This window comes from Acinetobacter sp. 24-47-62 (genome assembly GCF_056779765.1).
The window spans coordinates 12501-39272 of sequence record NZ_JBWYIN010000014.1 but is presented as its reverse complement, the minus strand read 5'-3'; the positions used below and the strand labels follow the sequence as shown (position 1 = coordinate 39272).

Sequence of the window (26772 nt, the reverse complement as noted above, 5' to 3'; positions counted from 1 at the left end):
GCTTCCTTTTTCTATTTATAAAGAACGTGATATGAGTTCTTTCATGATTTCATTGGTGCCGGCATATATACGATTTGCACGGTTATCGATATATGCGCGTGCAATAGGGTATTCAAGCATGAAGCCATAGCCACCATGTAACTGTAAGCACTCATCAACGACTTTAGAGAACATATCAGAAATTTTATATTTTGCAGCTGCGGCCGCATCTACACCTAACGTACCCTCAAGTTGTAATTCCATACAACGATCTAAATAAGAACGACAGAAGTCTATTTCAGTTCGAAGTTCTGCTAGCTTAAAACGTGTATTTTGAAATGTGCCAATTGGCTTGCCGAATGCTTTACGATCTTTTGTATATTGTACTGTGTGTGCAAAGGCAGCTTCTGCACCTGCTTGGCAGATAATCGCAACAAGCATACGTTCCCAAGCGAGTTCTTTCATAAGCATGATGAAGCCCATGCCTTCCATACCAATCAAATTTTCCTTTGGTACACGAACATTATCAAAGAACAATTCGCAAGTATCTTGTCCTTTCATACCAATTTTATTGAGTGGTTTACCTTTGGTGAATCCAGCTCGATCAGCTTCGACAATAATGAGAGATAAGTTGGCTGAACCTTTATCACTATTACCTGTTTTGCACACAACAATTGCCATATCACATAGATAACCGTTGGTAATAAAAATTTTAGAACCATTGATGACATATTCATCGCCATCTAAAACTGCAGAAGTTCGTACAGCTTGTAAGTCTGAACCTGTACCAGGCTCAGTCATCGCAATGGCAGTGACAACTTCGCCAGAAGCCATTTTAGGGAGCCATTTTTTCTTTTGCTCTTCGTTGGCAAAATTATTCAGGTAATTCGCAACAATATCCGAATGCAATGAAAAACCAGTTGATGAATCCATTGCATAAGCTTGTTCTTCAATGAGGATCATACTGTAGAGTCGATCTACACCATATCCACCATATTCTTCAGGCATTGTGGTGCACAATAGACCCATTTCACCCGCTTTATTCCATAAGTCACGATCTACATGTTGTTGTTCTTCATATTTTGCAATATTTGGAACGACTTCTTTTTCATAGAATTTTCGGACAGTATCACGAAACGCTTCATGCTCTGCATTGAATAATTTTCGAGGTAACATATTAGGAATTGGTCGAATTGCGCCTGATTGCATATTTATATTTCCATAAGTTTTATTAGATTAGCCACAACATAAGAGAGCCTGAACATTGGTGCAATGTGTTGAATGCTCAAATCGCAAGAATTGCTGATGAATTTGGTCAATTGATATTTTTAAAACACAAAGCTCATGGCTTCAGTTAAAATGGAATGAACACAGATTAGGGGATAAAAATGTACGATGAATTAACGCTTGAAGAGCGTAAAGTTATCTATCGCGCACGTCGTGGTTTAAAAGAAATTGACGTGTATTTTGATCCTTATGTAAAGCAATACTATTTGCAAGCTGAACCAGAAGAGAAAGCAATGTTTGCTGAACTGGTTGAACAAGAAGATCCTGATTTATTGGATTGGTTTATGGAGGTTTCTGAACCACCTCGACCTGAATTGCGCCAATTTATTCAAAAATTAAAAGATTATGTCCATAATCCATGAGCGTTATTCACTGAAACACAGCTCTTATTCGGCTGTGTTTCATGTTTTCTCTATTTTCATCATGAGTATTACTTTATTAATCAGTATTAAGCTCATTTATGCTTTGGGCAGTATTATATTTATACTGATTATCTGGTGGAATTTTAGAAAAAAACCACAATTAAAAGAATTACAAAAAATAGACAAAGATTTATGGTCGATTCAAATGACTTCAAATCCAAAAATATACCAAGCAAAACTGAATCGAGTTTTTCATTTTCATTACTTCGTAGTACTCAGTTTTAACGAAAATAAATTCGATTCTTTGGTGATTTGGAGAGATCAAATAGATGAAAAACAATGGAAAAGCTTGATTACTCATGCAAGTTTTGGCTAATTGTTAGACAATAAGTCTTTTATTTTTAAATTTAAAACATGATAAAAAACAATTATTTAAAAATATATTATATGAATAAAAAATGAATTGTTTGACGAAAATGAAAGAAAATCAAATTGTTAGACAAAAACACGATGAAATCTTAATTTATAAAGTACATTAAACATACCAACAGCTAATGAGGAATTTCAAAATGAGCGAAATTCATATGTGGTTGTTTCTAGTGGTTGCTGCTGTTATGGCAATTATAATTGGAAGACTAGGAACTGTGCTGAAGGAACGAATTGAACACCACAACAACGAACAAAATAAACTCTCTTGAGTTTACCATTTAATAAGTAGCATGTGCCGAACCGTCGCAATGCTACTTTTTTTTGCCCAAAATTTTAACAATTCAAAAAATAAGTCAATCATTTCAATTCAGATCAATGACAGACTAATTGTTAATGAAGTGCATTGCTGCACTTTTATTCAGCGATTGCATCTGATATTTTAAATCGCAAGGATGACAAAATTATAAAATTGAGGACAGGAAGTATGTCTAAATTAAAGACTCAAGGTCTTTTCACGGCAATTGCGGTTGTAGCAGCTACAACTTTATCTGGATGTTCATACGTAATCAAAACTGGTGCGAATGCATCACTTGCGTTTAGTGAAAAACACATCTTACCGCCAGTACTCTCAATGGGTGATGTGGATATGGTGTGTAATCAGGGCACAGCTTTGACTCCTGTGATTATGGCGACTAAAGATATGGGTGCTGATCCGACCCGTATGGCAGTTCTTTTATATTCAGCTTCAGGGATGTGCGCAGAAAATCGTGCCTTAGATGCAGAATTAAGATACCTAAGAGCATCAAAAGCAGGTCAAGTGACAGAAGCACAAGATGCGCGTATTGAACAAAAGCGCTGGGCTGCTGTTGCTGCCGAACGTCAATATACGGGTTATCAATTGTTTGCGGAGCGTTGGCAGTCTAAATATAAATATAATTTAGGTGACTCATGTCCAACTATGCGTCGTAATCTTGACCAAACAGTATATCTGTTAGGGATGTTAAGTGGCTTACAAGCGATGACCAATGATATTGCTTCTGGTGGTCAAGTGCATGTTCCTAAAGATATCGCAGCAATTGTTGAACGTGGCATGGTCTGTCTTGATAACAACAAGTTTTGGGGTGTACCGAATGCTACTCGAGCAGTGATTTGGACATTATTACCTGGAGCTGATGCAGGCAAACCAGATCCATACCAAACGCTTAAACAATCTATGCAAATTGGTGAGCAAAAAGGAGTACGCTTATCGCATGCCTTGTATGCTGTTGCAGCACAAGCCAGTGGTGACGATGCAAAAATACGTGATGCATTACGTTCTTATGCCGCTTCACGTGCTGAAGAAGTTCCTGTAAATCCAGAGTTTAAGTTATTGGATAATATGGCAGGACAAATGATACAAGCGATCTCAGACCGTTATTGGACGGAGAATACAGGTGTACGAACTGAAGCTGATGGAATGTCGAGCTTCTGGGATGATCAAGCGACCAATGAAGCCGATGATCTTTTCGAGAACACATTAGGCGAATAAGATTTTTTTAATTTTGTTCAAAATTAAAAAATGGAGTTATTCAAGAAAAAGAGCTTTTAAGCTCTTTTTCTTTTAGGAATACGAAAGATGAAAGATACTATCCTGATTCGAAAAATACTGTTTATTGCATGCTGTATCAGTATTTCCGCTAGTCTGCAGATTTTTCAGGAGTATTTTTTCTATTGGCGTCCTGTATTGGATGAAGAAATTTGGCGAGTATGGACAGCTCACTATGTACATGTGGGATGGATACACTATGCATTGAATATGGTGGGTTTAGCCTGTCTGCCTTTCATCTTCCCATATGTCAAAATTAGGTACATGTTGTACTTGTTGATCGCACTCCCGCCATTAGTTAGTTTAAGTTTTTATTATGTTTATCCTCACGTTGAAGCTTATGCAGGTCTATCAGGGGTACTACATGGTATGTATATGGCTTTGGCAGTTTATTTTTTTAAATTTGAAAAAGAACGTAAATTCTCGCTGCTTGTATTAGCTTTAATCACGGGCAAAATTTTGTGGGAAAATATCTTTGGTTCTCTCGATACTGCGCAAATGATTGGTAGCCCAGTATTGGTTGAAGCACATTTAACAGGTGCAATATGGGGGGCATTACTCAGCATGCTCTTTTTAATTTATCAGCACATCTCCGTGAAGGACACACACATCTCTTAATTACTCTGATACTTAATTATCACTTATTTTAATGTGTGATCAGATTCGAATCTTTTGCATTTATTTTTTTAAGGTCATATTTGTTTAAAAAAAGAAATACAGTATGGTATAGCCTACTGATTTAGTTGGTTTTTATCTCGCTCTTAAGAGGTGAATTGATGAAAATTGGCATAAATTTAAAAAAAATGGAAAAGTCAGTCATTCTTTTTTAAAAAAAAATCAGTCAGATTCATGTGATAAAAGAGGTAAGGAAATTAGGTAAAGGATTTTGCCTAAGCCCGAATTAGAAAAGATGAGCTGTACAGGCAATGTATAGCAGTATTAAATAATGGAATAACAATGCAAGAGCCTTCTAAAAAGAGATCTGGGTTAGGTCTACTTAGTTATATATGGACTGAGTGGATATCTGCGTTTACGATTTTGCTTCTACTGTTACTGACGCTCATCATCGGGACAGGAGAAATGATTCACGGGCAGATGTTACGTTTAGGTGAAAGTCTATACGGTGACGAAAAAATTGGTATGCAGTATTCATTCTTGCGTGCTGAACCTGAAAAGCCAGTCTGTGATCGAAATCCAAATATTGACCTTCTGGTTCAAAACCAAATGCAAGCCAATGCAAAGGATGAATTTGCAGATATTTTTGGCACAACATCTGAAGAAGATGTTCGTGCCTCTGTGTTGGCTGGTCAACAGTTATGTGAAGAAAAATATGCCTTCTACGATAAGTCAATTCAGTATTTAGAAGATAACCCTTCAATACGAACTTACCGAACCATGGAAACAACTTTCTTTGGTATTTTCCAATTTGGTACGGAAAATAAGGCAGTTCTATTGATTATCATGGTGGTACTTGCAGCGATCACTGCAACACTTAAAATCCACCACATTGGTCTACGCGGTCCAAGTTCTGTTTTAGATTATAGGGTTTACGCTGTCGCAATGATACTTGCGAACAGTTTCTTAACCAGTTCAGCGATCAGTCAGTATAGATCTGTATTGAACTCTGGTGTTCCGCCAACCAGTGAGATGACAATCATCTACTGGTTATGGATAATCTTGTTCAGTACACTGACATTAATTAGTTTGTACCAATTGTTCCGTGTACCAGAAAATGCGAAGCCAGGTGGTACGATTGGCATGGCATTATTGTCAGTCCCACTTTATGCCTATATGGCGATCACAACAGGATTTAACTTTACCTTTGTGATGGACTATCCAATGGGTCAAGGGATTTATTTAGGGCAGCTGGTTGAGTTCTCTACTATTTTCCTTAATTTATCACTGTTCATTTGGGCAGGTATGCTGTTAAAGCAGACATTAATTGTTGATAAATTCCTAAACATTTTACGTCCATGGAATCTAGCGCCTGAAACGCTTACCTGGTTAATCTTACTTGCTGCTGCATTACCTACAGCTTATACAGGTGCATCAGGTATTTTTGTAATCGCTGCAGGTGCGATCATTTATAAAGAAGTTTGGAATGCGGGCGGACGCCGTCAATTCGCTTTGGCTACGGCTGCAATGTCAGGTTCGCTTGGTGTGGTACTCCGTCCATGTCTATTGATTGTTGTTGTTGCATCGCTGAACAAAGAAGTGACGACTGACTTGTTATACCAATATGGTATTGGTGTTTTCCTCATCACTTCAACTTTGTTCTTATTAATTTCACTGTTCTTTGCTGAGCAAAAATTCCGTATTGCAGCGCCATCAGTTGCATTCCCGAATTCCGCTAAGGCATTAGTGGCAGTAGTTCCTTATGTGATCGTATTCCTGATTGTGTGGGCATTCTACAAGTATGCGTTAAATACCAACTTGAATGAGTTTACTGCACCAGTCATGATGCCAATCATCTTACTTGTCATGGTGCTTTATGAAAAATTACGTCATGAACCAGCACCGCTCGCACCAGTAGGACATTGGGATACGACATTAAGCCATACTTCGGTTGAACAAGAAGCAGCTAAGGCGCGAGTGTCAGCATCTGAAATTGCAGCACAGGATAGTCCAGACAATCCTGCACGTAAAGTGAGTTTCTGGAAGTCAATTCATGTATCTGCAAGTGAAACAGTCGGACATATCGGGGCGCTTGTGATCTTAATGGCATTGTCTGTCAGCGTTGGTGGATACTTAGAGCGTATCGAGTTGATGGAACACTTCCCAACGGATATTGAAAATATCTATATCGTGATTACCTTGATCGTATGTCTCATGGTATTCGTCGGGATGATTATGGATCCGTTTGGTGCTGTCATCTTAATTTCAGCAACAGTTGCGCCTGTCGCCTACGCTTATGGTATAGATCCTGTTCACTTCTGGATGATTGCTTTAATTGGTTTCGAATTGGGTTATGTATCACCTCCAGTTGCACTCAATCACTTGCTCGCAAGGCAGTCGATTGGTGATGAAGAGGTGGCTGCTGCCGATGCAGAAGTGAAAGATAAAACGTTCTACTACAAATACGAACGTTGGATTCTTCCTCTGATTGTGATGATTCCAGCTATGTTAATTATCGCCTATGTACCTTATATCTTTAAGTTATTCGGTTGGTATCAATAATTAAATAAAATAAGCACCTTCGGGTGCTTATTTTTTGTTGATTTTTAAAACATCTTAATTTCTTGGGCGCGGCTTAAATTGAATAACACCAATTTCGTCTGCAACCTCAGGCATTTGAGGTTCATCTATATGTGTCGGACGATTTTCAGAATAGTTACATTCAATACATTCGATCCATTCTGAATCACCTGAAGTGAGCATGACAATACGATCCATAGCTTCACATTTCGGACATTTTGCACCTGCAATGAAACGACGTTTGATCGACATAATGACACTCACCTTCAAAAATTAGTAGCGTAGTTTAAGCAGTTTTAGTGTCATTCGTCCAACCTTGATGGCGTAATAATGCATCAATTTTAGGCTCACGACCTCTAAATTTAACAAAGGCATCAAGCGCTGTATCTTTACCGCCTACAGCAAGCACTGCTTTGCGGAAAGCAAGTCCAGTCTCTTGGTTGAAGATGCCTTCTTGTTCAAAGCGATCGAATGCATCACTTGCCAAAACTTCAGCCCATTTGTAAGAGTAGTAGCCTGCGGCATAACCCCCTGCGAAAATATGGCTAAAACTATTTTGGAATCGGTTGTAAGGTGCTGTAGGGAGAACAGCATATTGTTCACGAATTTCGTTTAGAGTGTGTTGAATAGCTATTGCATCTAAAGCAGGAGATTGTTTATGTATATTCAAATCAAACATGGCAAACTCTAGTTGACGAAGGGTTTGCATGCCTGATTGGAAAAATCTCGCATCCAAAAGCGACTTAAGGAGTTCTTCAGGTAAGGGTGTTTTGGTCTCAATGTGTTGGCTGATTAAAGCCAAGCTTTCATTATCCCAAGTCCAGAATTCCATAAACTGACTTGGCAGCTCGACGGCATCCCAAGCGACACCATGTGTGCCTGCTACAGAGATATGATCTACTTCTGTGAGCATATGATGCAGACCATGTCCAAACTCATGGAAAAGAGTAACGACTTCATCATGTGTTAAAAGCGCAGGCTGTTGACCAATTGGTGGTGTAAAATTACCGACCATGTAACAAATCGGTTTCTGCATGCCATTGTTGGTTTGCATACGTGAGCGGAATCCGCTCATCCATGCTCCACCACGTTTCCCACTTCTAGCGTACAAGTCAAAATAGAATCCACCTATGACACTGCCTTGATCTTCAAGCTCATAATATCGTGCATCTGGATGCCATACAGGTGCTTCACGTTCAATGACTTGAATACCATATAAACGCTCCACAATTTTAAATAAACCTTGAACGACGACAGGGGTAGGGAAGTATGGCTTAAGTGCTTCCTGAGACAGATTAAACTGTTGAACTTTGAGTTTTTCCGAGAAATACGTCGTGTCCCAAGGTTGTAGTTCATCTACACCATGAGATTGAGCAATTGCTTTTAATGCCTCAATTTCTTGTAGGGCAGGTTTACGAGCATGTTCTGCCAACTCAATCAGGAATTGATCTACAGCTTCAACACTTGGAGCCATCTTACTTGCCAGTGAATATGCTGCATAATGATCAAAACCTAAAAGTTGAGCCATTTCTTGGCGCAATTTGAGAATTTCTTCCATCACCGCAGTATTGTCATATTCAGGGTGATCTGACTGATCCGACGCTCGCGTGGTATATGCTTTATATAAGGCTTCGCGAAGCTCTCGATTATCTGCGTAAGTCATGATCGCAAGATAAGAAGGGAAATCCAATGTCGCCACGGCTTGATCGAGTTCACGTTGTTGACCGTATTGCTTTAGCAGTTCGATACTGCTCGCAGGTAAACCAGCAAGTTCATCTTCAGTTAATGGTTTGAAATATGATTGTGTGGCATCAAGAACGTGGTTAGAAAAATCTGAAGAAAGCTGCGATAAACGAGCTGATATTTCTGCGTAGCGTTTTTTTGCTTCGCCTTCTAGAGCCACGCCTGAGAGTTTAAAGTCTCTAAGTGCAAGTTTAATCGCACTCTGTTGAGCTTCTGGTAAATCCGAAAAAATAGGTGCATCATGCACATATTGGTAGGTTTGATAGAGCGCAGTATGTTGCCCTAATTGTGTGTAGTATTCACTTAAGCTAGGTAAAAGAGACTGATAAATCTCGCGGGTTTCAGGATTGTTCATCACAGCATTTAAGTGAGACAAAATACCCCAAGATTCGCTCATTTGGTTTTCTAATTGATCGATTTGATCGAGCACATTTAATTGTAATTGTACCGTGTCTGGGACTTTCTCGAGTTGGTTTATAAAGTGTTGACCATTTTGAATCGCTTGTTCAATCTGTGCTTTAAGTTGATCAAGTGTAATTTGAGAAAAATCGGGTACAGGCAAAGTTGCCTTTTCTAAAGTCATTCAAGGACCTAATTGATTCATTTACTTCATTTAGATGTAGGGGTTTATGGACTTTAAATCAAGTGATACATTCAATTATTTACGTAAGTGCTAAATAAAGAATCGGTGCACTTGATTATAAATTAAAAAAATAAAGCTTAAAAAAAAGAGCGCCGTAGCGCTCTTTAAAGATTTAGTCTAATTTAGCTTTCGCATTCGACTTTTTCTTTTTTACTTTAGCTTTCTTTTTCGCTTTGTCTTTTACTTTTCCATCAGATTTTTTGTCTGATTTTTTAGTATAAGAGCTTGGTTTTGCCTTGGACTTTTTCTTACGAACAGGGCGTTCACCGCTTTCATCTTTATCTTTTAGGAGTTCGACAGGCTCATTCAACATGCGATTTAACGCTTCTTGCTTGGTGACCGGGTTTTCCTTCACGACACGTGGTGCTCGACTACGAATAGCGCGACCTGCATGGCTGAGTTGTTGAATCAATTCAAAATCAATCTTACGTTCTTCTAAATTGACACCTGCAACCTTGATGCGTACTTCATCACCCAAACCGAAGGTCTGACCACGATTTTGCCCAACTAAACTTTGACTCGCTTGATCGAAGACAAAGAAGTCATCGCCAAGCTGGCTTACATGGACCATACCATCGACATATAAATCTTTTAAAGTGACAAATAGACCAAACTCAGCCGTAGCACTAATGACGCCAACAAACTCTTCACCAAGATGCTGTTGCATATAATGGCATTTTAACCAAGTGGTCACTGAGCGAGAAGCTTCATCAGCTCGACGTTCTGTTGCCGAGAAATGATTACCGGCTTCTTCTAGTGCGCCACCTGAGACTGGTGCAGGTTTATTTTTGAGGTGTGCTTTGATAGCACGATGTAATAATAAATCTGGATAACGACGAATTGGAGAGGTGAAATGAGTGTATGCCTCATACGCCAAACCATAGTGACCAGCGTTATTTGGCCCATAATAAGCTTGCATCATGGAGCGAAGAAGCACAGCATGAATACTTGGCGCATCAATACGGTCTTTAGTGGCTTCAATGACCGCTTGGTAGTCCGCTTGCGTAGGTTGATCAGGGAATTTCAAACCTAATAACTTAACAAAGTCGCGAACTTTTTGAATGCGTGAGAATTCAGGTGGCTCATGCACACGATACAACATTGGAATTTCGTGTTTTAAAGCAAATTCAGCAGCAGCGACATTGGCTAACAACATACATTCTTCAATGAGTTTATGAGCATCGTTACGTGATCTTGGTAGAATTTCTTTAATTCCACCAAGTTCATCAAAGGTCATGTACGTTTCAACGGTTTCAAATTCCATTGCATGGCGTTCTGCACGTAAACCTTTTAATACTTGGTAAAGTTGGAATAATGTATTCAGTGATTTACGCACTGTACGATCTTCAGGTACAGCTTGACTATCACCTTCAAAATATTTTGCAACTTGGTCATAGGTGAGTCGTGCTTTAGAGTGCATCACCGACGGATAGAATTCAAATTTTGTGACTTTACCTGCGCGACTTAAATTCAAATCACAGACCATACATAGACGATCGACATTTGGATTGAGTGAGCATAAGCCATTTGAAAGTGCTTCAGGCAACATCGGTAAGACAAAGTGAGGGAAGTACACAGACGTACCGCGTTCTTGTGCTTCATCATCTAAAGGTTTACCAATACGAACATAATGACTGACATCTGCAATCGCAACCACGACACGATAGCCGCCACCAGGACGTTTTTCTGCATAGACAGCATCGTCGAAGTCACGAGCATCTTCACCGTCAATTGTGACTAAGGGTAAATCTCTTAAATCAATGCGTCCTTGACGATCTCGTGCTGTCGGTTCTTTAAAACTTTCAGCTTCTTGAACTACTGCTTCTGGAAATTCGTAAGGTAAACCATATTCTAAAATGGTTTGAGGAATAATAATTTCAGTATCAGATTTGTCGGCCATAGATTGAATAATATGGCCTGTAGCAAACTCTTCACGATTTGGAAAATCATCAATTTCAACTCGAAGAGAATCACCAACTTTAGCTTTCGCATGCGCAATGAGTTCTTTTTCTAAGGTAATCGGTTGATGCGCATTTGGATTTGCTGGTTGAATGAAGTATTCACCTTCATATTCTGCGAGTTTCCCAATGATTTGTTTGACGCGTCGTTGGGTAATTTCAGTAATGAAACCCCATGGTTTACCTTTACGGTCAACAGAGGTCTGTTGAACTTTAACTCGGTCACCATGGAAGACTTGACGTAATTCACGCTCAGGTAACAAATATTCTTCTTTCTTACCATCTATACTCGCAACCCCTAAACCTTTGCTATTGATATAGATGGTCGCATCATGAACAGGTTGATCTGCCATAAGCTGGAACTTATAACCTTCTTTCGTCAATTGACCATCACGAACCATCGCACTTAAACGGTGACTAAGTGCTTCAATACTTTTTTGATCCGCAATTTCGAAGTGTTCCACAAGGTCTGCATGAGACAATGCTTTTTTCTTATTCTCAATCGTTTCTAGAATCAGAACACGGCTTGGAATAGGATTATCGTAACGTTCAGCTTCCGCTTTGGCTTCAGGGTCGACCCAATTTTTCATAATGTCTTTGGCTTCATATCAGAAGATAAGTTTAGCATAAGACATGATAAGAAATACTGCACGTAAATGATTGCAATAAAGTGTTTTTAGTTCATAAATTATAAAAGAGATGCAGAATAGACAGTATTAAAGTGAAATTAATGCAGATTAAAGGTAAAAAACCTGAAAATTGTTTAAAAAATATATGATTGAACAAAAAACATAGAATTTTTTAAATTCTCACTTGAAGAGTAGGGACGAAGTTTGTATTATGGCGTCTCGTTACGGTGAGGTGGATGAGTGGCTGAAATCACTTCCCTGCTAAGGAAGCATACCTATTACTGGTATCGAGGGTTCGAATCCCTCTCTCACCGCCAACGATAAACTTGAAATGCGCTCATAGCTCAGCTGGATAGAGCACTTGGCTACGAACTAAGGGGTCGGGAGTTCGAATCTCTCTGAGCGCACCAATCAAGTTAATCGATGTAACGAAGTCGTAAGACACTCAAGTACGCGCTCATAGCTCAGCTGGATAGAGCACTTGGCTACGAACTAAGGGGTCGGGAGTTCGAATCTCTCTGAGCGCACCAACTTGATCATCTATAAAGATGTAAAAAAGAGAAGAAACCGCTTAATTGCGGTTTTTTTGTTTCTAGAATGAAGTGATGCTATAAATCATCATATTTTATTAGCTACTTAAGAAAGAAATAAATTTTAAAATTTCTACACATATTATTTTTAATTAATAGATATTAGCTCTTATAAAAACATCATCAATCCAACTCAGGATTGTTTGGAATTTGGATTGATCTTGTTGATCATCTCTTAAGTTGTTGATTATCTAGCCATAATTTACATTTACGTATAAATACTGTTCGCTTGATTTAAATTTTATTAAAAAGTACTTAACAAATAATAATATTCATATATAATGCACTCCATCAAGACGTCGCGCTCATAGCTCAGCTGGATAGAGCACTTGGCTACGAACTAAGGGGTCGGGAGTTCGAATCTCTCTGAGCGCACCAACTTGATCATCTATAAGATGTAAAAAAGAGAAGAAACCGCTTAATTGCGGTTTTTTTGTGTCTATTTTTTTATCTTATTTCTTCTGCTCTTCGTTTTTGACTTTCAATGCAAAGACGACATTCGCCCCAACTGTAGGGAGCACATCATGATAAGGCAAGCTCCGTGCTGCACGAATCAGGAACGGTGCTTTTTCATCTATTTTTCCAGCATTCGTCATTTTCAATAAAGTACCTTGTTGAAACTTATCAAATTGCATTTTTCCTTTAATGTATTTCAGATCACCGCCTTGAGCATAAAAACTATTCTGATTCGACTGAGGAAAGCTAAAATTTAGTTTAAATCGGAATGGAATTTGAATAACTCCTAACCCGAGTTCAACTTTAAAATCTGCCAATTGTGTTTGGTCTTTTAGGGTTTCGATATCAATAGATTTGAGTTGGCGGGGAAACAACTTTTTATAATGTACAGGCTGTGTCCATTTTTGTAATTGTTGCACTGGTTGGGAATAATACTGATACGTCGTCACAAAACGCATTGATTCTGCACCGTGTTGATAAGGCACGGTTGTCGGTGTATGGACAAAACTTACAGGGTGTTCGGTGATACGACTGATTTGTGCGATTTTGGCTATTTGATTTGTCGTTAATTGGTCGGATGGAAATTGTTCTGGTTTGAGCGCACTCGAAGAAGGCGCTGTTAATTTTTTTCGAATTGATTCAAGTAAAAATGCATGTGTACCACTTGGAATTCCCATTTTTGCTTCAGGCACTGCATTCAGAACTTTGCTAAATAGAAAACCTTTAGGTTGGTTCAAATCTCCCCATTGCGTTAGGGTCAGAAGAGTATGATTTTGATCCAATTTGAACCATTCAAATTTGCCTAGACCATAAGGAACAGGTGCATCCACAATCAAACTCGAAATACTATTGGCTTCAATATGATGCTGAAACACTATGGTCTCATTAAAGTTGAGCACTGGTATTGGTGTTGGAATGGAAATTTTATATTGAACCTGAGTGATATTTTTTTCTTGATTTAATATTTTAGCTGATTTCAATGTCGGGAATAATCCAACAAAATTTTCAAACTGTGAAAGCGTTTTGGCGACCTTTTCTTCATTAACAGGCAATACGATGGCAGATGATGTGAACTTCACATTTGGATTGGGTTGTTTTTTGCGTGTCGGAATAGATGTTTGGGTATTTGTGTGCGCATAGATGAGAATCTGATCTTTGGCGATGCTGGCGAGTTCGGTACTATTATTTTGAAATGGTTTTAACGCACTGGGTATATTTTCTTTCCATTCAATAATCGCGCTGTACGACAAGCTGGGTATAAAAATAAGGCTTAAGCACAATGCTCGATAGTTAAAGTATTTCATTTTCATCCTGAACTATGAATTTAGACTTTTTATTTTGTGTCATTGTAAATCGTGTGATGCTTTCATCAATAGTGCGATGATGTAATCAACAGTATTCATTAAAACGACAATTCGATTTCAGGTAAAGTGGTGTAATATCTTTGCTTAAGAAAATCGATTGTTGAATCCCCTATGTCTGATACTCAACCAGTTTTATCTGTCCGTTACTTCTTAAATTTACAAGAGTCTCAGGATGGTTTTGCATTAGCTACTTTTGGCAAAAAACAATTTACGCGTTTTTTAACGCCACTTGTCAGTATTGCGATCGTGATTTGGGGGCTTTATCTTGGATTAGAGGGAGTAGGGCGCTATTACATGGCTTTAGGCACGTTCTTTATCTTTTTACAAATCGTTATGCGTTACTGGTTCTTACCTATGATGTTCAAGCGTCAGTTTGAAAAATATCAATTTGGTAAGACTGAACAAGGTATTGATTTGTTTCAAAACTCTGCCGAGCTTTTTTCAAGTGGTCGTCCTAAACAAGCATTTGCCTACAGTGAAGTACAAAAATTTGTAGTGGGTAAATTGACCTATATGCTTGAACTCAAAAATCATACAGTGGTCATTATTCCAAAACGTGCATTTGAGTCTGATGTAGACAGAACACTGTTTGAAAATACATTCCAAAAACGTTAAGTTTTGATGAGTTCATTACTCAAACTATAAATAAGAGAGATTTTCATGAGTGCAGTTCCATCAAAAATTGTATGTGTCGGTCGCAGTTATGCTGCGCATGCTCAAGAATTAGGTAATGCGATTCCTGATCAACCTGTCTTATTTATCAAGCCGCCGAGTAGCTTGGTGTCCTTAGCAGAAGGGATTGATTGGAATCGTGCATTGGGACAGTGTCATCATGAATGTGAACTTTCATTGCGAATAGATCGACCGCTCAAAAACGTTACGGATCCTCAAGAGGCATTAGCAGCAGTAGGTGCAGTCACCCTTGGTTTGGATTTGACTTTAAGAGATCAACAAGATCAGCTTAAAAAGAAAGGACAACCTTGGGAACGTGCGAAAGCATTTGATGGATCTTGTATTTTGGCAGGTTGGATTTCGCTTGATCAGGTCCCAGCATTAGATCAAGTCCAGTTTAAGCTCGAAATTAATGATCAACTTAGGCAACATGGTGATACGGGGTTACTGATTTTTAAATTAGGAGCGCTTTTGGCAGAAATCAGTCAAAACTTTAGCTTAATGTCTGGTGATGTTGTCATGACGGGTACGCCTGCAGGTGTGGGACCATTAGAATCGGGTGATCAGCTCAAAATGACTTTGACTGGCTTAAAACAAGATTTTGTGTGGACTACGCAAGTGCATTAATGATGCATCAAGCTCAATTAAAAAGGATGATGGTTCATCCTTTTTTTATGGTTAGAGATTGTCTGAATTGATGTTTTTACGAAACTGTTGGGGCGTGATGTGCATCCAGCGTTTAAACATATTGATAAAGGCTGAGGCGTTGGCATAGCCCAAATCTAGAGCAATATGTTCAACGGTTTTATTTTCAGACAATAAGCTTAATGCTCGTGTAATTTTAAAGCGTTGACGCCATTCATTGAGCGACATCGAAATTTCAGCTTCACATAGGCGCGATAAAGTGCGCTCACTCATATTCACCATTTGAGCATAATCTCTCAGTGGACGCTGATCACTGAGATGCTCATGCATGTAGGTAAATATCGTTTGTAATGCAGGATGATCAGAATGGGGTAAGTAGCTTTTGAGCAGTGGTGAACTTTTTAATTGATCCAGCAAAACCATTAAGAGTCGTTGATATTCGGGTTGATCATATTTGAAATAAGTTTTTCTGAGTTCATTGAGTAGCGCCGTCACTAAGGGGGAGCTTAGTAAAATACCTGATTGTTTGGGCAGTGCATCACACAGGCTTTCATGCACGTATAAGGTGGCATGAGAAACAGCTGTGAGATTAATACTGCTGTGATGCAGATGCGGTGGTAGCCAAATTCCGTAGGGCGGAGGTGTTAAATATTGATTTTGATCAATATGAACTTCCATTACACCATCAAATGCATAGATAAATTCGCCCCATGCATGACCGTGTTTAGGATATTCCGAATGGGCTGGATCATTACGGAATGTTAGCCAAAGATTCTCTTGGATATGATCATAATTATCTAACTGAACGAATGATTCATGTGGATGGCGTTTTGGCATATTAAATTGCCTGAATAAATGTATTTGTTGTCTATTTTGAATTATATATTCTAATTCAGTCAGCAGTATAGTGACGACTTGTTTGTGTGAAGAGTGCCACTCATGGGTGAGCGAAGAGGTCTTGACCTTCAGGCGTCAAGCTTAATGATCGTATTGTGTTTAGTCTGGGGTTTACAGCAAATTGTCTTGAAACTTGCAGCTACTGATATTAGTCCTCTGATGCAAATCGCATTGCGCTGTGGTTTGGCAACCTTGCTTGTCGTTCCATTATTGTATCGACAACGAGTGCAACAACTGTTCAATTACCGTTATGTTGTTCCTGGAATTTGGTTAGCCTTTTTATTTTCTGCAGAATTTTATTTGGTTGCTGAGGCACTCAGGTACACCAGTGCTGCGCACACTGTTGTTCTGCTCTATACCGCGCCTATTTTTGTGGCTTTAGGCTTACATTGGAAAGTCAAAGCTGAAAAATTGAATAATCTGCAGTGGTTTGGTATTTGTTTCGCATTTCTTGGCATCGCTTATACTTTTTTAGTGCGTGATCAAGCTCAGAGCCAACTCAGCCTTATTTTATGGGGAGATTTTCTTGCTCTAATGGCGGGGATGATGTGGGCATTGACTACGATTTCTTTAAAATTTTCAACGCTTTCAGAGGCACCGCCTACTCAAACATTATTTTATCAATTGCTTGGGGGCTTTATTTTTTTATTACCCTTAGCTTTTTGGACTGGACAAGCAGATGTGCGCTGGTCACAACTGACGTTTCTGAGCTTAACATTTCATGCGGTGGTAATGTCTTTTTTAAGTTTGCTGCTATGGTTTTGGTTGTTACGAACTTATTTAGCAAATGGCTTAGGTGTGTTTTCATTTTTGACCCCCATGTTCGGCATGTTGTTTGGTGTATGGCTGTTAGATGAGGAGATCGAAACGAGTTTCTTGGTCGGTTCTTGTATGGTTCTTGCAGGGATTATGATTGTATCTTTGCACCGCTATTTGAGAATTTATTTTGATCGAATCAGCGCAAGAATTGGAGCATTCCATTGAATCAGTATACATGGCTGGGATTAAGCTCGATTTTAATTTGGGCCTCGTTGGTTGCGGTGGTGAAACTTGTAACTGAATCATTAAGCCCGGTACAGGCGGTGGCACTGATCTATAGTTTTAGTGCATTGTTCATGTTATGGAAAAATGGTTTTCCCAAGCTTTCACTCATGCCTAAAAAATACTTATGGGGCTGTGGTGCTCTTTTTGTGGGCTATGAGATCCTGTTTTTAATTTCGATTGCACTTTCAACGCATCGAGAACAGGTATTAATCATTGCAATGATTAATTATCTTTGGCCTCCTTTGCTGATTGTATTTTCGATTCTTGCACGGCAATTGAGCGCGAATATTTGGGTGATTGCTGGCTTTGCATGTGCCATTCTTGGGTTAATGATGGTTGTTAATCCAAATATTCTCGAGCCGAAACGCATATTGGTGGCTGTGCTTGAAAATCCATTCGCGTACTCATTTGCTTTTATTGGCGCCGTGCTATGGCCTTTGTACAGTATATTTACCAAGAAATATGCAGAAGGTCATAATGCTGTTCCGTTTCTTTTTCTAATGACTGCAGTTGGGTTGTGGGCTGTACATTTTGTGATGCGAGAACCCTTTGTTGAGCTGAATTTGATGACATGGCTGATGGTTGTAGTCATTGGCAGCTTAATTGGCTTGGCTTATAGCAATTGGAACCAAAGCATGCAATATGGACATCTCAAAATTTTAATTTTGGCAACGTATTTTATGCCCATTTTTTCAAGTCTGATGTCGATGCTGATTCTAGATGTGCAACCTCTAATGAGCTTTTGGATCGGTTGTGTCTTAGTGACCTTAGGCGCACTTATTTGTTGGCAATCTACACGTCCATATAATCCGTCTACGAAATAAGAAAAGACCTATAGAGGTCTTTTCTTATTGCAAGAGCTTACTTTTCTTCAAGTATGGTCGATAGCGGAACGGAGAGCTTCGCAGCAAGATAATCATCAGCTTCAATCAGTGCAGGGCCAATACGGTTCATCCATACGTCATCTTCATGGATTTGTCCGATATCATTTTTATCAGGTAGCGTATAAGGCAATGATTTATAAAATGACCAAAAATCAAGATGATCTAAATTTCTAACCAAAACATATTCATTATTATCTGTACGTTTAATAATATTCTGCTGTTCCAATAGATTGACATATTTAGGCCAGCGGCCAATTTCACCGCGTCCTAAAATATCAAGTGCCTCCAGATCGGTTACGGTTTTACCTTGTTTTTGTTTTTTATAGAATAACTCAAGCATATCTAGAAGCATGAGAATTGGATGGCGCGTTTCGGTCTTACCTGTATGAAATGCTGTGAGGGCATAACTTATCTCAACACCAAGCAGTACGATGTTCCAAGAGAGATAAATCCACAACAGGAAAATTGGAACTGCTGCAAAAGCACCGTAAACCAACTGATAACTGGTAAAGTTAGTCATCACGAAGCCGAATAAATTTTTCAGTAACTCGAAGGTAACAGCACTAAAAATCGCAGCAATCATGGCTGCTTTTATTGGAACAGAGCGGTTTGGAATCGTCCAATACAAGGCGAAAAAACCAAATGCGGTGAGTGCAAATGAGATGACCCATAAAATAAACGTGCCATTCAATTCATAACCTGCAAAATTATTGCTTAGGATGTTCATAGACGCTAAAGTCGATGAAATCACAAAAGCCGAACCCAGCAGGATTGGTCCCAGTGAAATGATGGTCCAATAGCGCATAAAACCAATAATGCCATTACGCGTTTCTGTCACACGCCAAATACGATTGAATGCTGTCTCAATGCTAGTGAGCATCATTACTGTGGTAAAGAATAAAAACAGCACACCAATAATGGTTAAGTTGCTCGAATTGTCAGTAAATGCATTCAATGCTTTGTCAAACGCGATACTGGTTTTAGGCAGAAAATTACTGTAGATCAATTGTTGTAATTGTTGCCGAGCAGGTTCTAATGCTTTAATCGATGAAATGATAACCAAGAATACGGTCAACATCGGCACGACAGCGAAAAGTGTGGTGTAAGTTAAAGAGCCTGCTTGCTCACGACAATTGTTAGCTTCAAAGCGTCGTAGTACAAACAAAATAAACTGAAACCATGTTTTATTGTAGAAAGGTAACTTTTTTAAGATTTCCGCCATAAATAATGAGTCTCGAGTATTTTTTAGTTAAAATTCTGTACGTTCGTTGCACAGCTTAACCAAATTTTAAAAAAAATACCGTATAGTTTTCTTTTTTCATTGGATGATCTTTTTATGCAAGCATATGTTCTGGTTCTGTATTACAGCAAATATGGTTCAACCAAGGAAATGGCACATTTAATTGCTCAAGGAATTGAATCTACTGGAATGCTTGCGAAAATTAGAACAGTCCCACAGTTGGCAACAGTGGTGACCGAAGCAGCACCGAGTATTCCAGAGGAGGGCGATATTTATGCGACTTTGGATGATCTTCAACATTGTTCGGGACTTGCATTAGGATCACCAACTCGATTTGGCAATATGGCATCAGAAATGAAATATTTTTGGGACCAAACAACGAGCTTATGGCTCAATGGTGCATTGCATAATAAACCTGCTTGTGTGTTTGGTTCATCGGGGTCTATGCACGGCGGGCAGGAAAGTACATTACTGACCATGTTGCCACCTTTGTTTCATCATGGAATGCTGATTTTGGGTTTAACCAATGCCAATCCAGCTTTATCAAATACAAAATCAGGTGGGACACCTTATGGTGCTACACATGTCAGTGGTCCTAGACACGATCAATCTCTAAGCCAAGATGAAAAATCACTATGTATCGAGCAAGGGAAACGATTAGGTGAAGTGGCGTTGCAAATGTTAAAGAAATAATTTTAAAGATTATTTTATCAGGCATAAAAAAGTGAGCTTCTCGCTCACTTTTATTTTGAAATATGTTTTTGTTCAAACCGGTGTTTGCACTTTTTGCATTGGTAATCGAGGAAAACATTCTTATCGACGATTTCACCCGCTTTTTTTCCAAAACGATGACCTAAAAAGCCACCAGTCACACCCACACTGATTGCACCAACAAAAGTGCCTATTGTGCCACCCATGATTACACCTAAAGGGCCCGCAACAGCACCAATGGAAGCACCAATAGAAGCACCTGATGCAGCACCACCCACAGTACCCGCAGTCGTACCCGCTGCGGAAAGAAGAACACCACCTGTTTTTTGCAGTAATTGTTCATGGTTGCGTTTTTCAATATCAGTTGAACCGCATTTTGGACAGTGTATTTCTAAGTTTTCAGTCATTTAGGATTGCTCTAATCTATACATCCATTTATTTCAAAGATTCTAGCATTGCACTTAAAGTTGCAACATGGCCGAATGTAGAAAAACTGTAATGCCAGATAAAATAAAAAATTGATTTCAAAATAGATTAATTTAATTTTTAAGGATAAAACCGTATTTTATGAGCAGGATGGCTTAGATCTTGAACTGAATAACTAAGCGCAAATAGTGATTTAATTTTTTTCGAAGTTTGGCTTATTTTTTTATTCCAATCAAAAAATTACCAAGACAATGAAAAAATTATTTGTACTAAGTACTATTGTGACATTGAGTTTTAGCCTCATTGCATGCTCAAAAGAAAAGCCTACTGATCTTAAGGGGCAAGATGAATCAAATGAAAAATTAACAACCTTGAATATTGGCTATCAAAAAGCGGCGCTTAAATTCATCGTTGCAAAACAAAATAAAACTTTTGAGCAGGCATTTCCTGGTGTGAAAATTCAATGGAAAGAATTCCCGGCAGGTCCTCAAACACTAGAAGCATTAAATGTCTGTGCTATAGATGTGGGGTATACAGGAGATACACCTGTAATTTTCGCACTTTCTGCAGGTAAACCAATTCAATATTTAGCGTATGAAAATGGATCTAAAAATGCACACAGCTTGCTGTTACCCAAAGACAGCACGATTCAAAGCTTAAAGGATCTAAAAGGTAAGCGTATTGGTGTTACACAAGGTTCAAGTGCGCATTACTTTCTCTCACAAATATTAGATCAAGCTCAATTGAGTTGGTCTGATATTCAACCCGTCTGGTTAACGCCTGCAGATGCACGAGCTGCTATTGATAAAAAATCACTCGATGCTTGGGCGATTTGGGATCCTTATGCAAGTGCTGCTTCGCTTAAAGGTGATACACGTGTTCTTATTGATTCAAAAGCTTTGCCATTGGCATATAGCTTCTATTTGTCTTCACCAAAATTTTTAAAACAACATGCGGTTGAAGCCCAAAAATTTGTGCAAACATTAAATCAAGTAGATGATTGGATCAATCAACACCCAGATCAAGCCGCAAAAATTTTGGCGCAAAGTACAAGCTTGGACGAAAATATTACCAAACTGGTTTTAGAAAAAAGAAATATTCCTGCTTATGCCAAACTGGTCGATACAGATACAGTCACGGCGCAACAAAAAATTGCAGATTTGTTTTATCAACTTAAACTCATTCCGAATGCCGTGTCTTTAAAAGATCATGTGTGGACTGGGCAAGACTAAGTGATTGAACGTGAATCATATTTTTATAGACGCATAAGTATCCAATTTAAATGATTTCAAAAGCATTCATCTTTCAGTCATTAATACAATGAAGTATTAGAAAGATGAGTGCATCATGACTCAACCATTAAAACAAAGCTTAAACGCATTTCCTATTCTGAATTTAAGTCAATTTGATCAATCATCAACTCAAGCAGATTTTCTGCAACGACTTGCACATATCGCCAAGGATATTGGTTTTTTTATTTGACGGGTCATGGCATTCCAACTGAAAAAATTTCAGAGATTCAGCGTATTACTCGGCAGTTTTTTTCGCTGCCACAAGAACAAAAAGATGAAATCGCTATGATTCATTCCCCGCATTTTCGAGGGTATAGTCGAGTAAATGCCGAAGTTACACGTCTGCACCCTGATTTTAGAGAACAAATAGACATTGGTTTTGAACTGGCAGCATTAGAACCTGAAACTGGACCGACATGGAGACGTTTACAGGGACCAAATCAGTGGCCTTCGAATTGGCCTGAGTTTCAACGCGTAGTCACCGCATGGCAACGAGATCTCAGACAAGTTGCAATTAAATTATTAAAAGCCTTGTTGCTTTCATTGGGGCAGCAGGCCACAGCACTTGATCAATTGATTACAGGTAGTCCACATGAACTACTCAAGCTGATTCATTATCCTCCAATTGATCAAATGAATCATCAGGGTGTAGGCCCTCATAAAGACTCCAATATTTTAACTTTACTTTTACAAGACCAGATCGGAGAACTTCAGGTCTTAAGTCAAGGCAAATGGATTGAAGTACCATTTGTTGAACACGCATTTGTCGTCAATATCGGTGAGGTTTTAGAGCTTGCTACGAATGGTTATTTGATTGCAAATCAACATCGAGTCATATCTCCAACGAATGCAGATCGGTATTCGGTTGCTTATTTTCTTTCTCCAAATTTATTTGCTGGTGAAATTCCACTTTTAAATCTTGCAGATAATTTAAAAGCGCTTGCACAAGGACCAGAGACAGATCCGCTGAATCCTTTACTGAGAAATGTAGGAGAAAACTGTATCAAAGGACGACTTAGATCTCATCTAGACGTTACAGAAAAATATTATCCAGCACAATTTAAACAACTCAAACAATCAACAACAATATCGAGTAAATCATGAAGTCAAAATACGCCCAATTTTTATTTATTATTTTTGCAATTCTCATTATCAGTGCATGTAGTGCTCAACCTGAACCTCAAAAAACAAAGCAAACACAACAAACAATCGTGATCGGATCACATGGATCGGATGTTGATATTTGGAGATATATCGCGGATTCTGATCAGGCGAAAACAGCAAATGTTGACATTGAGGTGAAAGAAATTAATGACGGTGTGGCTTTGAATCAAGCTTTGCTCGATGGTGAAATTGATGTAAATGCATTTCAATCTTGGGCGTATTTCAAAGAATTTAATGACTTGAATCATCATAAGCTTGCTGTCTTGGCGACGACTTATTTAGAGCCTATGGGCTTATATTCTCAGAACCACAAGTCACTAACTACTTTGCCTGATCGAGCCGTGATAGCAATTCCTAATGATGTAGCGAATACAGCACGTGCATTAAGACTATTAGAACGTGCTCAGTTGATTCAACTTAAGCCAGATTTTAATACGATTTCTGGAACTCTTGAAAGTATCCAGTCAAATCCGAAATCACTCCAATTTAAATTGGTCAAAGGTGCACAACTCCCACGTGTCTTGTCTGAGGTGGATTTAGCCGCAATTGGAAATACTATTGCTCTGGAAAGTGGACTAAATGTAATAACAAATGCGATATTTAAAGAAGAGGTCACTGATAAAGCTTTAGAAAATGTCAATATACTTGCAGTGCGTAAAGACCGATTGAATGATCCAAAATTTCAAAAACTTTCAAATCTTTACCATCAGCCTTACGTTGAGGATTATATTCAAAAGCATTTTGGTGGTACAAAATTGGGCATTCAACTAGATCCTGCCACATTAAAATAAAAAAAGCGCCGTTAGGCGCTTTTTTTAATGTTCAAAATTATTCTTGAACAAAAGTCACTGTCCCATTTGCAAGTGATTCAACACGAGCAAGTGACTCAACTCGGTAACCTTTTTCAAGTAAAAGATCACGGCCAGGTTGGAACGACTTTTCAATCACGATACCAATCCCGACAACCTCAGCTTCAGCTTGGTGAATCAAATCAGCTAAACCTAAAGCTGCTTGTCCATTCGCAAGAAAGTCATCGATCACAAGAACCTTATCTGTTGCTGCAATGTGCTTCTTAGAAATAGCAATTGTGCTTTCTACTTGCTTTGTAAAAGAGAATACTTTTGAACGATATAAATCATCTTTTAAAGTTAAAGATTGATACTTACGTGCAAAAATTACCGGTACACCAAGTTCCAAGCCAGCCATCACAGCAGGTGCGATACCTGAAGCTTCAATTGTGATGATTTTGGTGATGCCTGCATCTTTGAATAGACGAGCAAATTCTTGACCAATTTGTTGCATCATCACTGGGTCGATTTGGTGGTTTAGAAAAGAATCAACTTTTAAAACCTGATCAGATAGAACGATACCTTCGTTTAAGATTTTCTGTTCTAGTGCGTACACGGGAGAATCCTCTAGGGCAGGTGCCTTTTTAAGCAAAGACGTATTTTAAAAAGCATCTGCAAAAAAGCAAGTAAAAAATGCCTTAATTTTGTGGACCGTTATACCCTGTCAGTAAGAGCCCGTATGAAGATTTCTTATCTTGGTGTGTGACTTTCACTGGTAAATAGTCCAATTTCGGAGACAGCCAAAAAATCGTTTCACGACCTGGTTTATCATGCTTCATCACTACTTTGATGGTATCAAACGTACCGTACTTGGTTTCTACTTTTTCAGTGCCTTGTTTGACGAAACGACGTGATTCAACTTCTTTAGCATCTGCAATCCAATATTGCGATTTTAAACCGTTATTTTTTAAGTCTTCACGAATTTGCAATTCTGCATTTAACTCATCCAGTACACCAGATTTCCAAGCAAATGAACGTTGCTCTTTATCTTTGGTGGTGTTAATGGTTTTGGCACTTGGATTAAATTTAATGCTCATTGTATTGTTATGAACCAAAATTTTACTGGTGCGACTGAAATTGGATGATTGAATCTGATTATTGTTGAATGTGAAGTTACTGGTTTCAGTCGCTGAAGCAATACCACCTGCTTTAGCTGCAAAAACGTAATTCCATGTGTTACCTGATTTTTTCAAGGTTCGTGTTGCTGACCCCAAGTTTTTACCATTGTATGCAAACTGATAAGAGGCTTGGAAGGGCGTCATGGCAAGCGCTTGACTTGAATAGCCTGTGAAAAGCACGGCTGTACCTACACTTGCAATCACACTCAAAGTTTTAAACGATTTAAATGCCATAAATATTTTCCTTTACCTTCGTATCGAAGGATCACTTGAAGTTTTATTATCTCTGATAAATAAGGAGAAATAATCAATAATCACAGTGAAAATGTATTTTTCTGTAGCTTAAGCTTTATGACGACATCAAAACGCTGCGCTCTAGTCGTCCTTTTGTTTAATTGGTGTAATGTGATCACTTTCCACTTCATCAGATTTCGATTTGAATCGATCAGTATTCATTTTGCTGAATAAAGCCATCAAATTTACATTACCAATCACCACCAATTCTGTTTCACGAAGTTCTGCATGGTTGACGTGTACTTTGCCCAATGTTTCAATGATCGAGCGATTTTTTCCGAGCCACTGATTTAAATCGAGATGTAAGAGATCGTCTTTGACTTTAATGACATTAAACCGCTCTAAAATCATGCCAAGTGGATCTTTACGAAGAATTTTTTGATAGAAAAATAGGGCAGAGCGGAATGCAATTTTCATCCAAAAGGTTTGAAATTTTGCTTCAATGACTTCGGTTTCACTAATTTGTTCAAATACAATCAGTTGTACATCTTTATTCAATTCCATTTGAATCAGCTTTAAATCTACAGAGAGAATGGTATAAAGCCCTTTCACATTCAAAGTGGCATAGAGTCGAAGCCAATCATCATGTAAATCTGCATGTAAGTCTTCAAGGATGCTGACATTGTCGGTCACAAAGCGCTTGAAAGTCGCATTTAAAAAAACTTGAGAGACAGGAAATTCACGTTCTTCTTCAATAAACCCTTCAGCCTTTTGATAGACTTTACGAAATTTGTTCGCGATATTTGAAATAATCGTTGGCATAAGTGAAGTTCCATTACCTCTAAATCTTGTGAGATGTCAGCTAGTATATATCTTGTAGGTGATTACTGCCGAAGGATAACAGCTTATCCAATTGCGATGTAATGTTTACAAAGACGTTTATTATGGTTTTGATGGTCAGGCGTTATTTAAGTTTAATCTATTGGTTTCGCATGACTTTATCTTATTTTATCTGAAGAACTTGCTCAATATTTAACTCATTTGTCTAAAATATGTCATCAATATAAAGATCAACTCGATTTATTCAGATTGATAAGCGCGCTGAATCTGACAGACCTCAATCGAATACGTGTCATACCATGATAGGCGACCTTTTTGTTGCGCATAAAGATGCTCAGTGTCCTGACGCCAAGCTTGAATATCTTCTAACCGACTCCAATAAGAAAGACTGACATCATTATCTTTCTCTTGATAGCTTTCAAACTTTGTACAATGATAATCATGCATCGCTTTATGCCGCATTTGGCTAGCCAATATTACATATTCATCATCAATATTTTTTATTTTAGCTTTGAAGATGACAACGAAGTTCATTTT

At 38.5% G+C, this 26772-nt stretch carries 26 protein-coding genes and 4 tRNA genes; 18 read left to right on the top strand and 12 right to left on the bottom strand.

The annotated features are described in order from the left end of the window. Positions 1 to 15: 15 nt before the first annotated feature. Positions 16 to 1188 carry an acyl-CoA dehydrogenase family protein gene (locus tag AC1M87_RS11780; RefSeq protein WP_481593796.1) on the bottom strand — a complete coding sequence of 391 codons (1173 nt, stop codon included), beginning with the start codon at positions 1186 to 1188 and terminating at the stop codon, positions 16 to 18. A 179-nt stretch (positions 1189 to 1367) separates the two neighbouring features. Here AC1M87_RS11780 and AC1M87_RS11775 point away from each other — a divergent pair, with 179 nt between their 5' ends. The 5 genes from AC1M87_RS11775 (at position 1368) to AC1M87_RS11755 (ending at position 6819) form a co-directional block, all read left to right on the top strand. Continuing rightward, positions 1368 to 1628: an FAD assembly factor SdhE gene (locus AC1M87_RS11775; RefSeq protein ID WP_035265169.1), complete on the top strand. Its 261-nt coding sequence runs from the start codon at positions 1368 to 1370 to the stop codon at positions 1626 to 1628. Positions 1629 to 1833: 205 nt separating this feature from the next. Further along, the gene (locus AC1M87_RS11770) at positions 1834 to 2004 is read left to right on the top strand and encodes a hypothetical protein (RefSeq protein ID WP_180028258.1); all 171 of its coding nucleotides are present in this window, start codon (positions 1834 to 1836) and stop codon (positions 2002 to 2004) included. Positions 2005 to 2541: 537 nt separating this feature from the next. Next, the gene (locus tag AC1M87_RS11765) at positions 2542 to 3585 is read left to right on the top strand and encodes a hypothetical protein (protein WP_035265182.1); all 1044 of its coding nucleotides are present in this window, start codon (positions 2542 to 2544) and stop codon (positions 3583 to 3585) included. 87 nt (positions 3586 to 3672) lie between these two features. Next, on the top strand, positions 3673 to 4260 hold the full coding sequence (rrtA, locus tag AC1M87_RS11760; RefSeq protein ID WP_481593795.1) for a rhombosortase: 588 nt from the start codon (positions 3673 to 3675) through the stop codon (positions 4258 to 4260). 339 nt (positions 4261 to 4599) lie between these two features. Further along, complete coding sequence (locus AC1M87_RS11755; RefSeq protein WP_481593794.1) at positions 4600 to 6819, top strand: TRAP transporter large permease subunit; 2220 nt, start codon at positions 4600 to 4602, stop codon at positions 6817 to 6819. Positions 6820 to 6873: 54 nt separating this feature from the next. Here AC1M87_RS11755 and AC1M87_RS11750 read toward each other — a convergent pair whose 3' ends face one another. The 3 genes from AC1M87_RS11750 to rnr all read right to left on the bottom strand — a co-directional run bounded on the left by AC1M87_RS11750 (position 6874) and on the right by rnr (position 11774). Further along, on the bottom strand, positions 6874 to 7083 hold the full coding sequence (locus AC1M87_RS11750) for a YheV family putative zinc ribbon protein (protein WP_171076743.1): 210 nt from the start codon (positions 7081 to 7083) through the stop codon (positions 6874 to 6876). A 40-nt stretch (positions 7084 to 7123) separates the two neighbouring features. After that, entirely contained in the window at positions 7124 to 9163 is a 2040-nt protein-coding gene (locus tag AC1M87_RS11745; RefSeq protein WP_035265188.1) for a M3 family metallopeptidase, read from the bottom strand. Between the two features lie 172 nt (positions 9164 to 9335). Further along, entirely contained in the window at positions 9336 to 11774 is a 2439-nt protein-coding gene (rnr, locus tag AC1M87_RS11740; protein ID WP_180028268.1) for a ribonuclease R, read from the bottom strand. A 262-nt stretch (positions 11775 to 12036) separates the two neighbouring features. Between rnr and AC1M87_RS11735 the strand changes: the two genes are divergently transcribed. The 4 genes from AC1M87_RS11735 to AC1M87_RS11720 all read left to right on the top strand — a co-directional run bounded on the left by AC1M87_RS11735 (position 12037) and on the right by AC1M87_RS11720 (position 12778). After that, a tRNA-Ser gene (locus AC1M87_RS11735) sits at positions 12037 to 12127 on the top strand. 16 nt (positions 12128 to 12143) lie between these two features. Next, positions 12144 to 12220: transfer RNA gene (locus tag AC1M87_RS11730), tRNA-Arg, on the top strand. A 43-nt stretch (positions 12221 to 12263) separates the two neighbouring features. Next, positions 12264 to 12340, top strand: a tRNA-Arg gene (locus AC1M87_RS11725). A 361-nt stretch (positions 12341 to 12701) separates the two neighbouring features. After that, positions 12702 to 12778 (top strand) — tRNA-Arg (locus AC1M87_RS11720). Between the two features lie 74 nt (positions 12779 to 12852). On the opposite strand, the gene AC1M87_RS11715 is transcribed toward AC1M87_RS11720, so the two are convergent. Further along, on the bottom strand, positions 12853 to 14160 hold the full coding sequence (locus tag AC1M87_RS11715; RefSeq protein WP_481593793.1) for an SRPBCC family protein: 1308 nt from the start codon (positions 14158 to 14160) through the stop codon (positions 12853 to 12855). A 171-nt stretch (positions 14161 to 14331) separates the two neighbouring features. Here AC1M87_RS11715 and AC1M87_RS11710 point away from each other — a divergent pair, with 171 nt between their 5' ends. After that, positions 14332 to 14835 carry a YcxB family protein gene (locus tag AC1M87_RS11710; RefSeq protein WP_481593792.1) on the top strand — a complete coding sequence of 168 codons (504 nt, stop codon included), beginning with the start codon at positions 14332 to 14334 and terminating at the stop codon, positions 14833 to 14835. A gap of 45 nt (positions 14836 to 14880) precedes the next feature. Further along, complete coding sequence (locus AC1M87_RS11705) at positions 14881 to 15519, top strand: fumarylacetoacetate hydrolase family protein (protein WP_092768064.1); 639 nt, start codon at positions 14881 to 14883, stop codon at positions 15517 to 15519. A 51-nt stretch (positions 15520 to 15570) separates the two neighbouring features. Here the strand turns inward: AC1M87_RS11705 and AC1M87_RS11700 are convergent, their stop codons facing one another. After that, positions 15571 to 16374 carry an AraC family transcriptional regulator gene (locus AC1M87_RS11700; protein ID WP_092768062.1) on the bottom strand — a complete coding sequence of 268 codons (804 nt, stop codon included), beginning with the start codon at positions 16372 to 16374 and terminating at the stop codon, positions 15571 to 15573. 102 nt (positions 16375 to 16476) lie between these two features. On the opposite strand from AC1M87_RS11700, the gene AC1M87_RS11695 reads away from it, so the two are divergent. Both AC1M87_RS11695 and yddG read left to right on the top strand, forming a co-directional pair. Next, the gene (locus tag AC1M87_RS11695) at positions 16477 to 17418 is read left to right on the top strand and encodes a DMT family transporter (protein WP_481593791.1); all 942 of its coding nucleotides are present in this window, start codon (positions 16477 to 16479) and stop codon (positions 17416 to 17418) included. Next, positions 17415 to 18302, top strand: a complete 888-nt coding sequence (gene yddG / locus AC1M87_RS11690) for an aromatic amino acid DMT transporter YddG (protein WP_481593790.1) — start codon at positions 17415 to 17417, stop codon at positions 18300 to 18302. The genes AC1M87_RS11695 and yddG overlap by 4 nt, the downstream gene beginning before the upstream one ends. A gap of 37 nt (positions 18303 to 18339) precedes the next feature. Here the strand turns inward: yddG and AC1M87_RS11685 are convergent, their stop codons facing one another. Then, positions 18340 to 19584 (bottom strand): YihY family inner membrane protein, encoded by a 1245-nt coding sequence (locus AC1M87_RS11685; protein ID WP_481586800.1) that lies wholly within the window; start codon positions 19582 to 19584, stop codon positions 18340 to 18342. 114 nt (positions 19585 to 19698) lie between these two features. Here AC1M87_RS11685 and wrbA point away from each other — a divergent pair, with 114 nt between their 5' ends. Next, the gene (wrbA, locus tag AC1M87_RS11680; protein ID WP_035265209.1) at positions 19699 to 20295 is read left to right on the top strand and encodes an NAD(P)H:quinone oxidoreductase; all 597 of its coding nucleotides are present in this window, start codon (positions 19699 to 19701) and stop codon (positions 20293 to 20295) included. A gap of 50 nt (positions 20296 to 20345) precedes the next feature. Here wrbA and AC1M87_RS11675 read toward each other — a convergent pair whose 3' ends face one another. Then, positions 20346 to 20720, bottom strand: a complete 375-nt coding sequence (locus tag AC1M87_RS11675) for a hypothetical protein (protein ID WP_035265212.1) — start codon at positions 20718 to 20720, stop codon at positions 20346 to 20348. A gap of 270 nt (positions 20721 to 20990) precedes the next feature. Here AC1M87_RS11675 and AC1M87_RS11670 point away from each other — a divergent pair, with 270 nt between their 5' ends. The 4 genes from AC1M87_RS11670 to AC1M87_RS11655 all read left to right on the top strand — a co-directional run bounded on the left by AC1M87_RS11670 (position 20991) and on the right by AC1M87_RS11655 (position 23986). After that, positions 20991 to 21971 (top strand): aliphatic sulfonate ABC transporter substrate-binding protein, encoded by a 981-nt coding sequence (locus AC1M87_RS11670; RefSeq protein WP_481593789.1) that lies wholly within the window; start codon positions 20991 to 20993, stop codon positions 21969 to 21971. 115 nt (positions 21972 to 22086) lie between these two features. Beyond that, positions 22087 to 22221: a hypothetical protein gene (locus AC1M87_RS11665; protein WP_481593788.1), complete on the top strand. Its 135-nt coding sequence runs from the start codon at positions 22087 to 22089 to the stop codon at positions 22219 to 22221. Further along, positions 22218 to 23135 carry an isopenicillin N synthase family dioxygenase gene (locus AC1M87_RS11660; RefSeq protein WP_481593787.1) on the top strand — a complete coding sequence of 306 codons (918 nt, stop codon included), beginning with the start codon at positions 22218 to 22220 and terminating at the stop codon, positions 23133 to 23135. The genes AC1M87_RS11665 and AC1M87_RS11660 overlap by 4 nt, the downstream gene beginning before the upstream one ends. After that, entirely contained in the window at positions 23132 to 23986 is an 855-nt protein-coding gene (locus tag AC1M87_RS11655) for a MetQ/NlpA family ABC transporter substrate-binding protein (protein WP_481593786.1), read from the top strand. Before AC1M87_RS11660 ends, AC1M87_RS11655 begins: the two co-directional genes overlap by 4 nt. A 37-nt stretch (positions 23987 to 24023) precedes the next feature. Here AC1M87_RS11655 and AC1M87_RS11650 read toward each other — a convergent pair whose 3' ends face one another. The 4 genes from AC1M87_RS11650 to AC1M87_RS11635 all read right to left on the bottom strand — a co-directional run bounded on the left by AC1M87_RS11650 (position 24024) and on the right by AC1M87_RS11635 (position 26769). Continuing rightward, the gene (locus tag AC1M87_RS11650; RefSeq protein WP_035265221.1) at positions 24024 to 24599 is read right to left on the bottom strand and encodes a xanthine phosphoribosyltransferase; all 576 of its coding nucleotides are present in this window, start codon (positions 24597 to 24599) and stop codon (positions 24024 to 24026) included. An 82-nt stretch (positions 24600 to 24681) separates the two neighbouring features. After that, positions 24682 to 25395 (bottom strand): DUF3108 domain-containing protein, encoded by a 714-nt coding sequence (locus AC1M87_RS11645; RefSeq protein ID WP_035265223.1) that lies wholly within the window; start codon positions 25393 to 25395, stop codon positions 24682 to 24684. A 141-nt stretch (positions 25396 to 25536) separates the two neighbouring features. Continuing rightward, on the bottom strand, positions 25537 to 26217 hold the full coding sequence (locus AC1M87_RS11640) for a hypothetical protein (RefSeq protein WP_179999309.1): 681 nt from the start codon (positions 26215 to 26217) through the stop codon (positions 25537 to 25539). Positions 26218 to 26475: 258 nt separating this feature from the next. After that, positions 26476 to 26769 (bottom strand): antibiotic biosynthesis monooxygenase family protein, encoded by a 294-nt coding sequence (locus tag AC1M87_RS11635; protein WP_481593785.1) that lies wholly within the window; start codon positions 26767 to 26769, stop codon positions 26476 to 26478. Between the last annotated feature and the right edge of the window lie 3 nt (positions 26770 to 26772).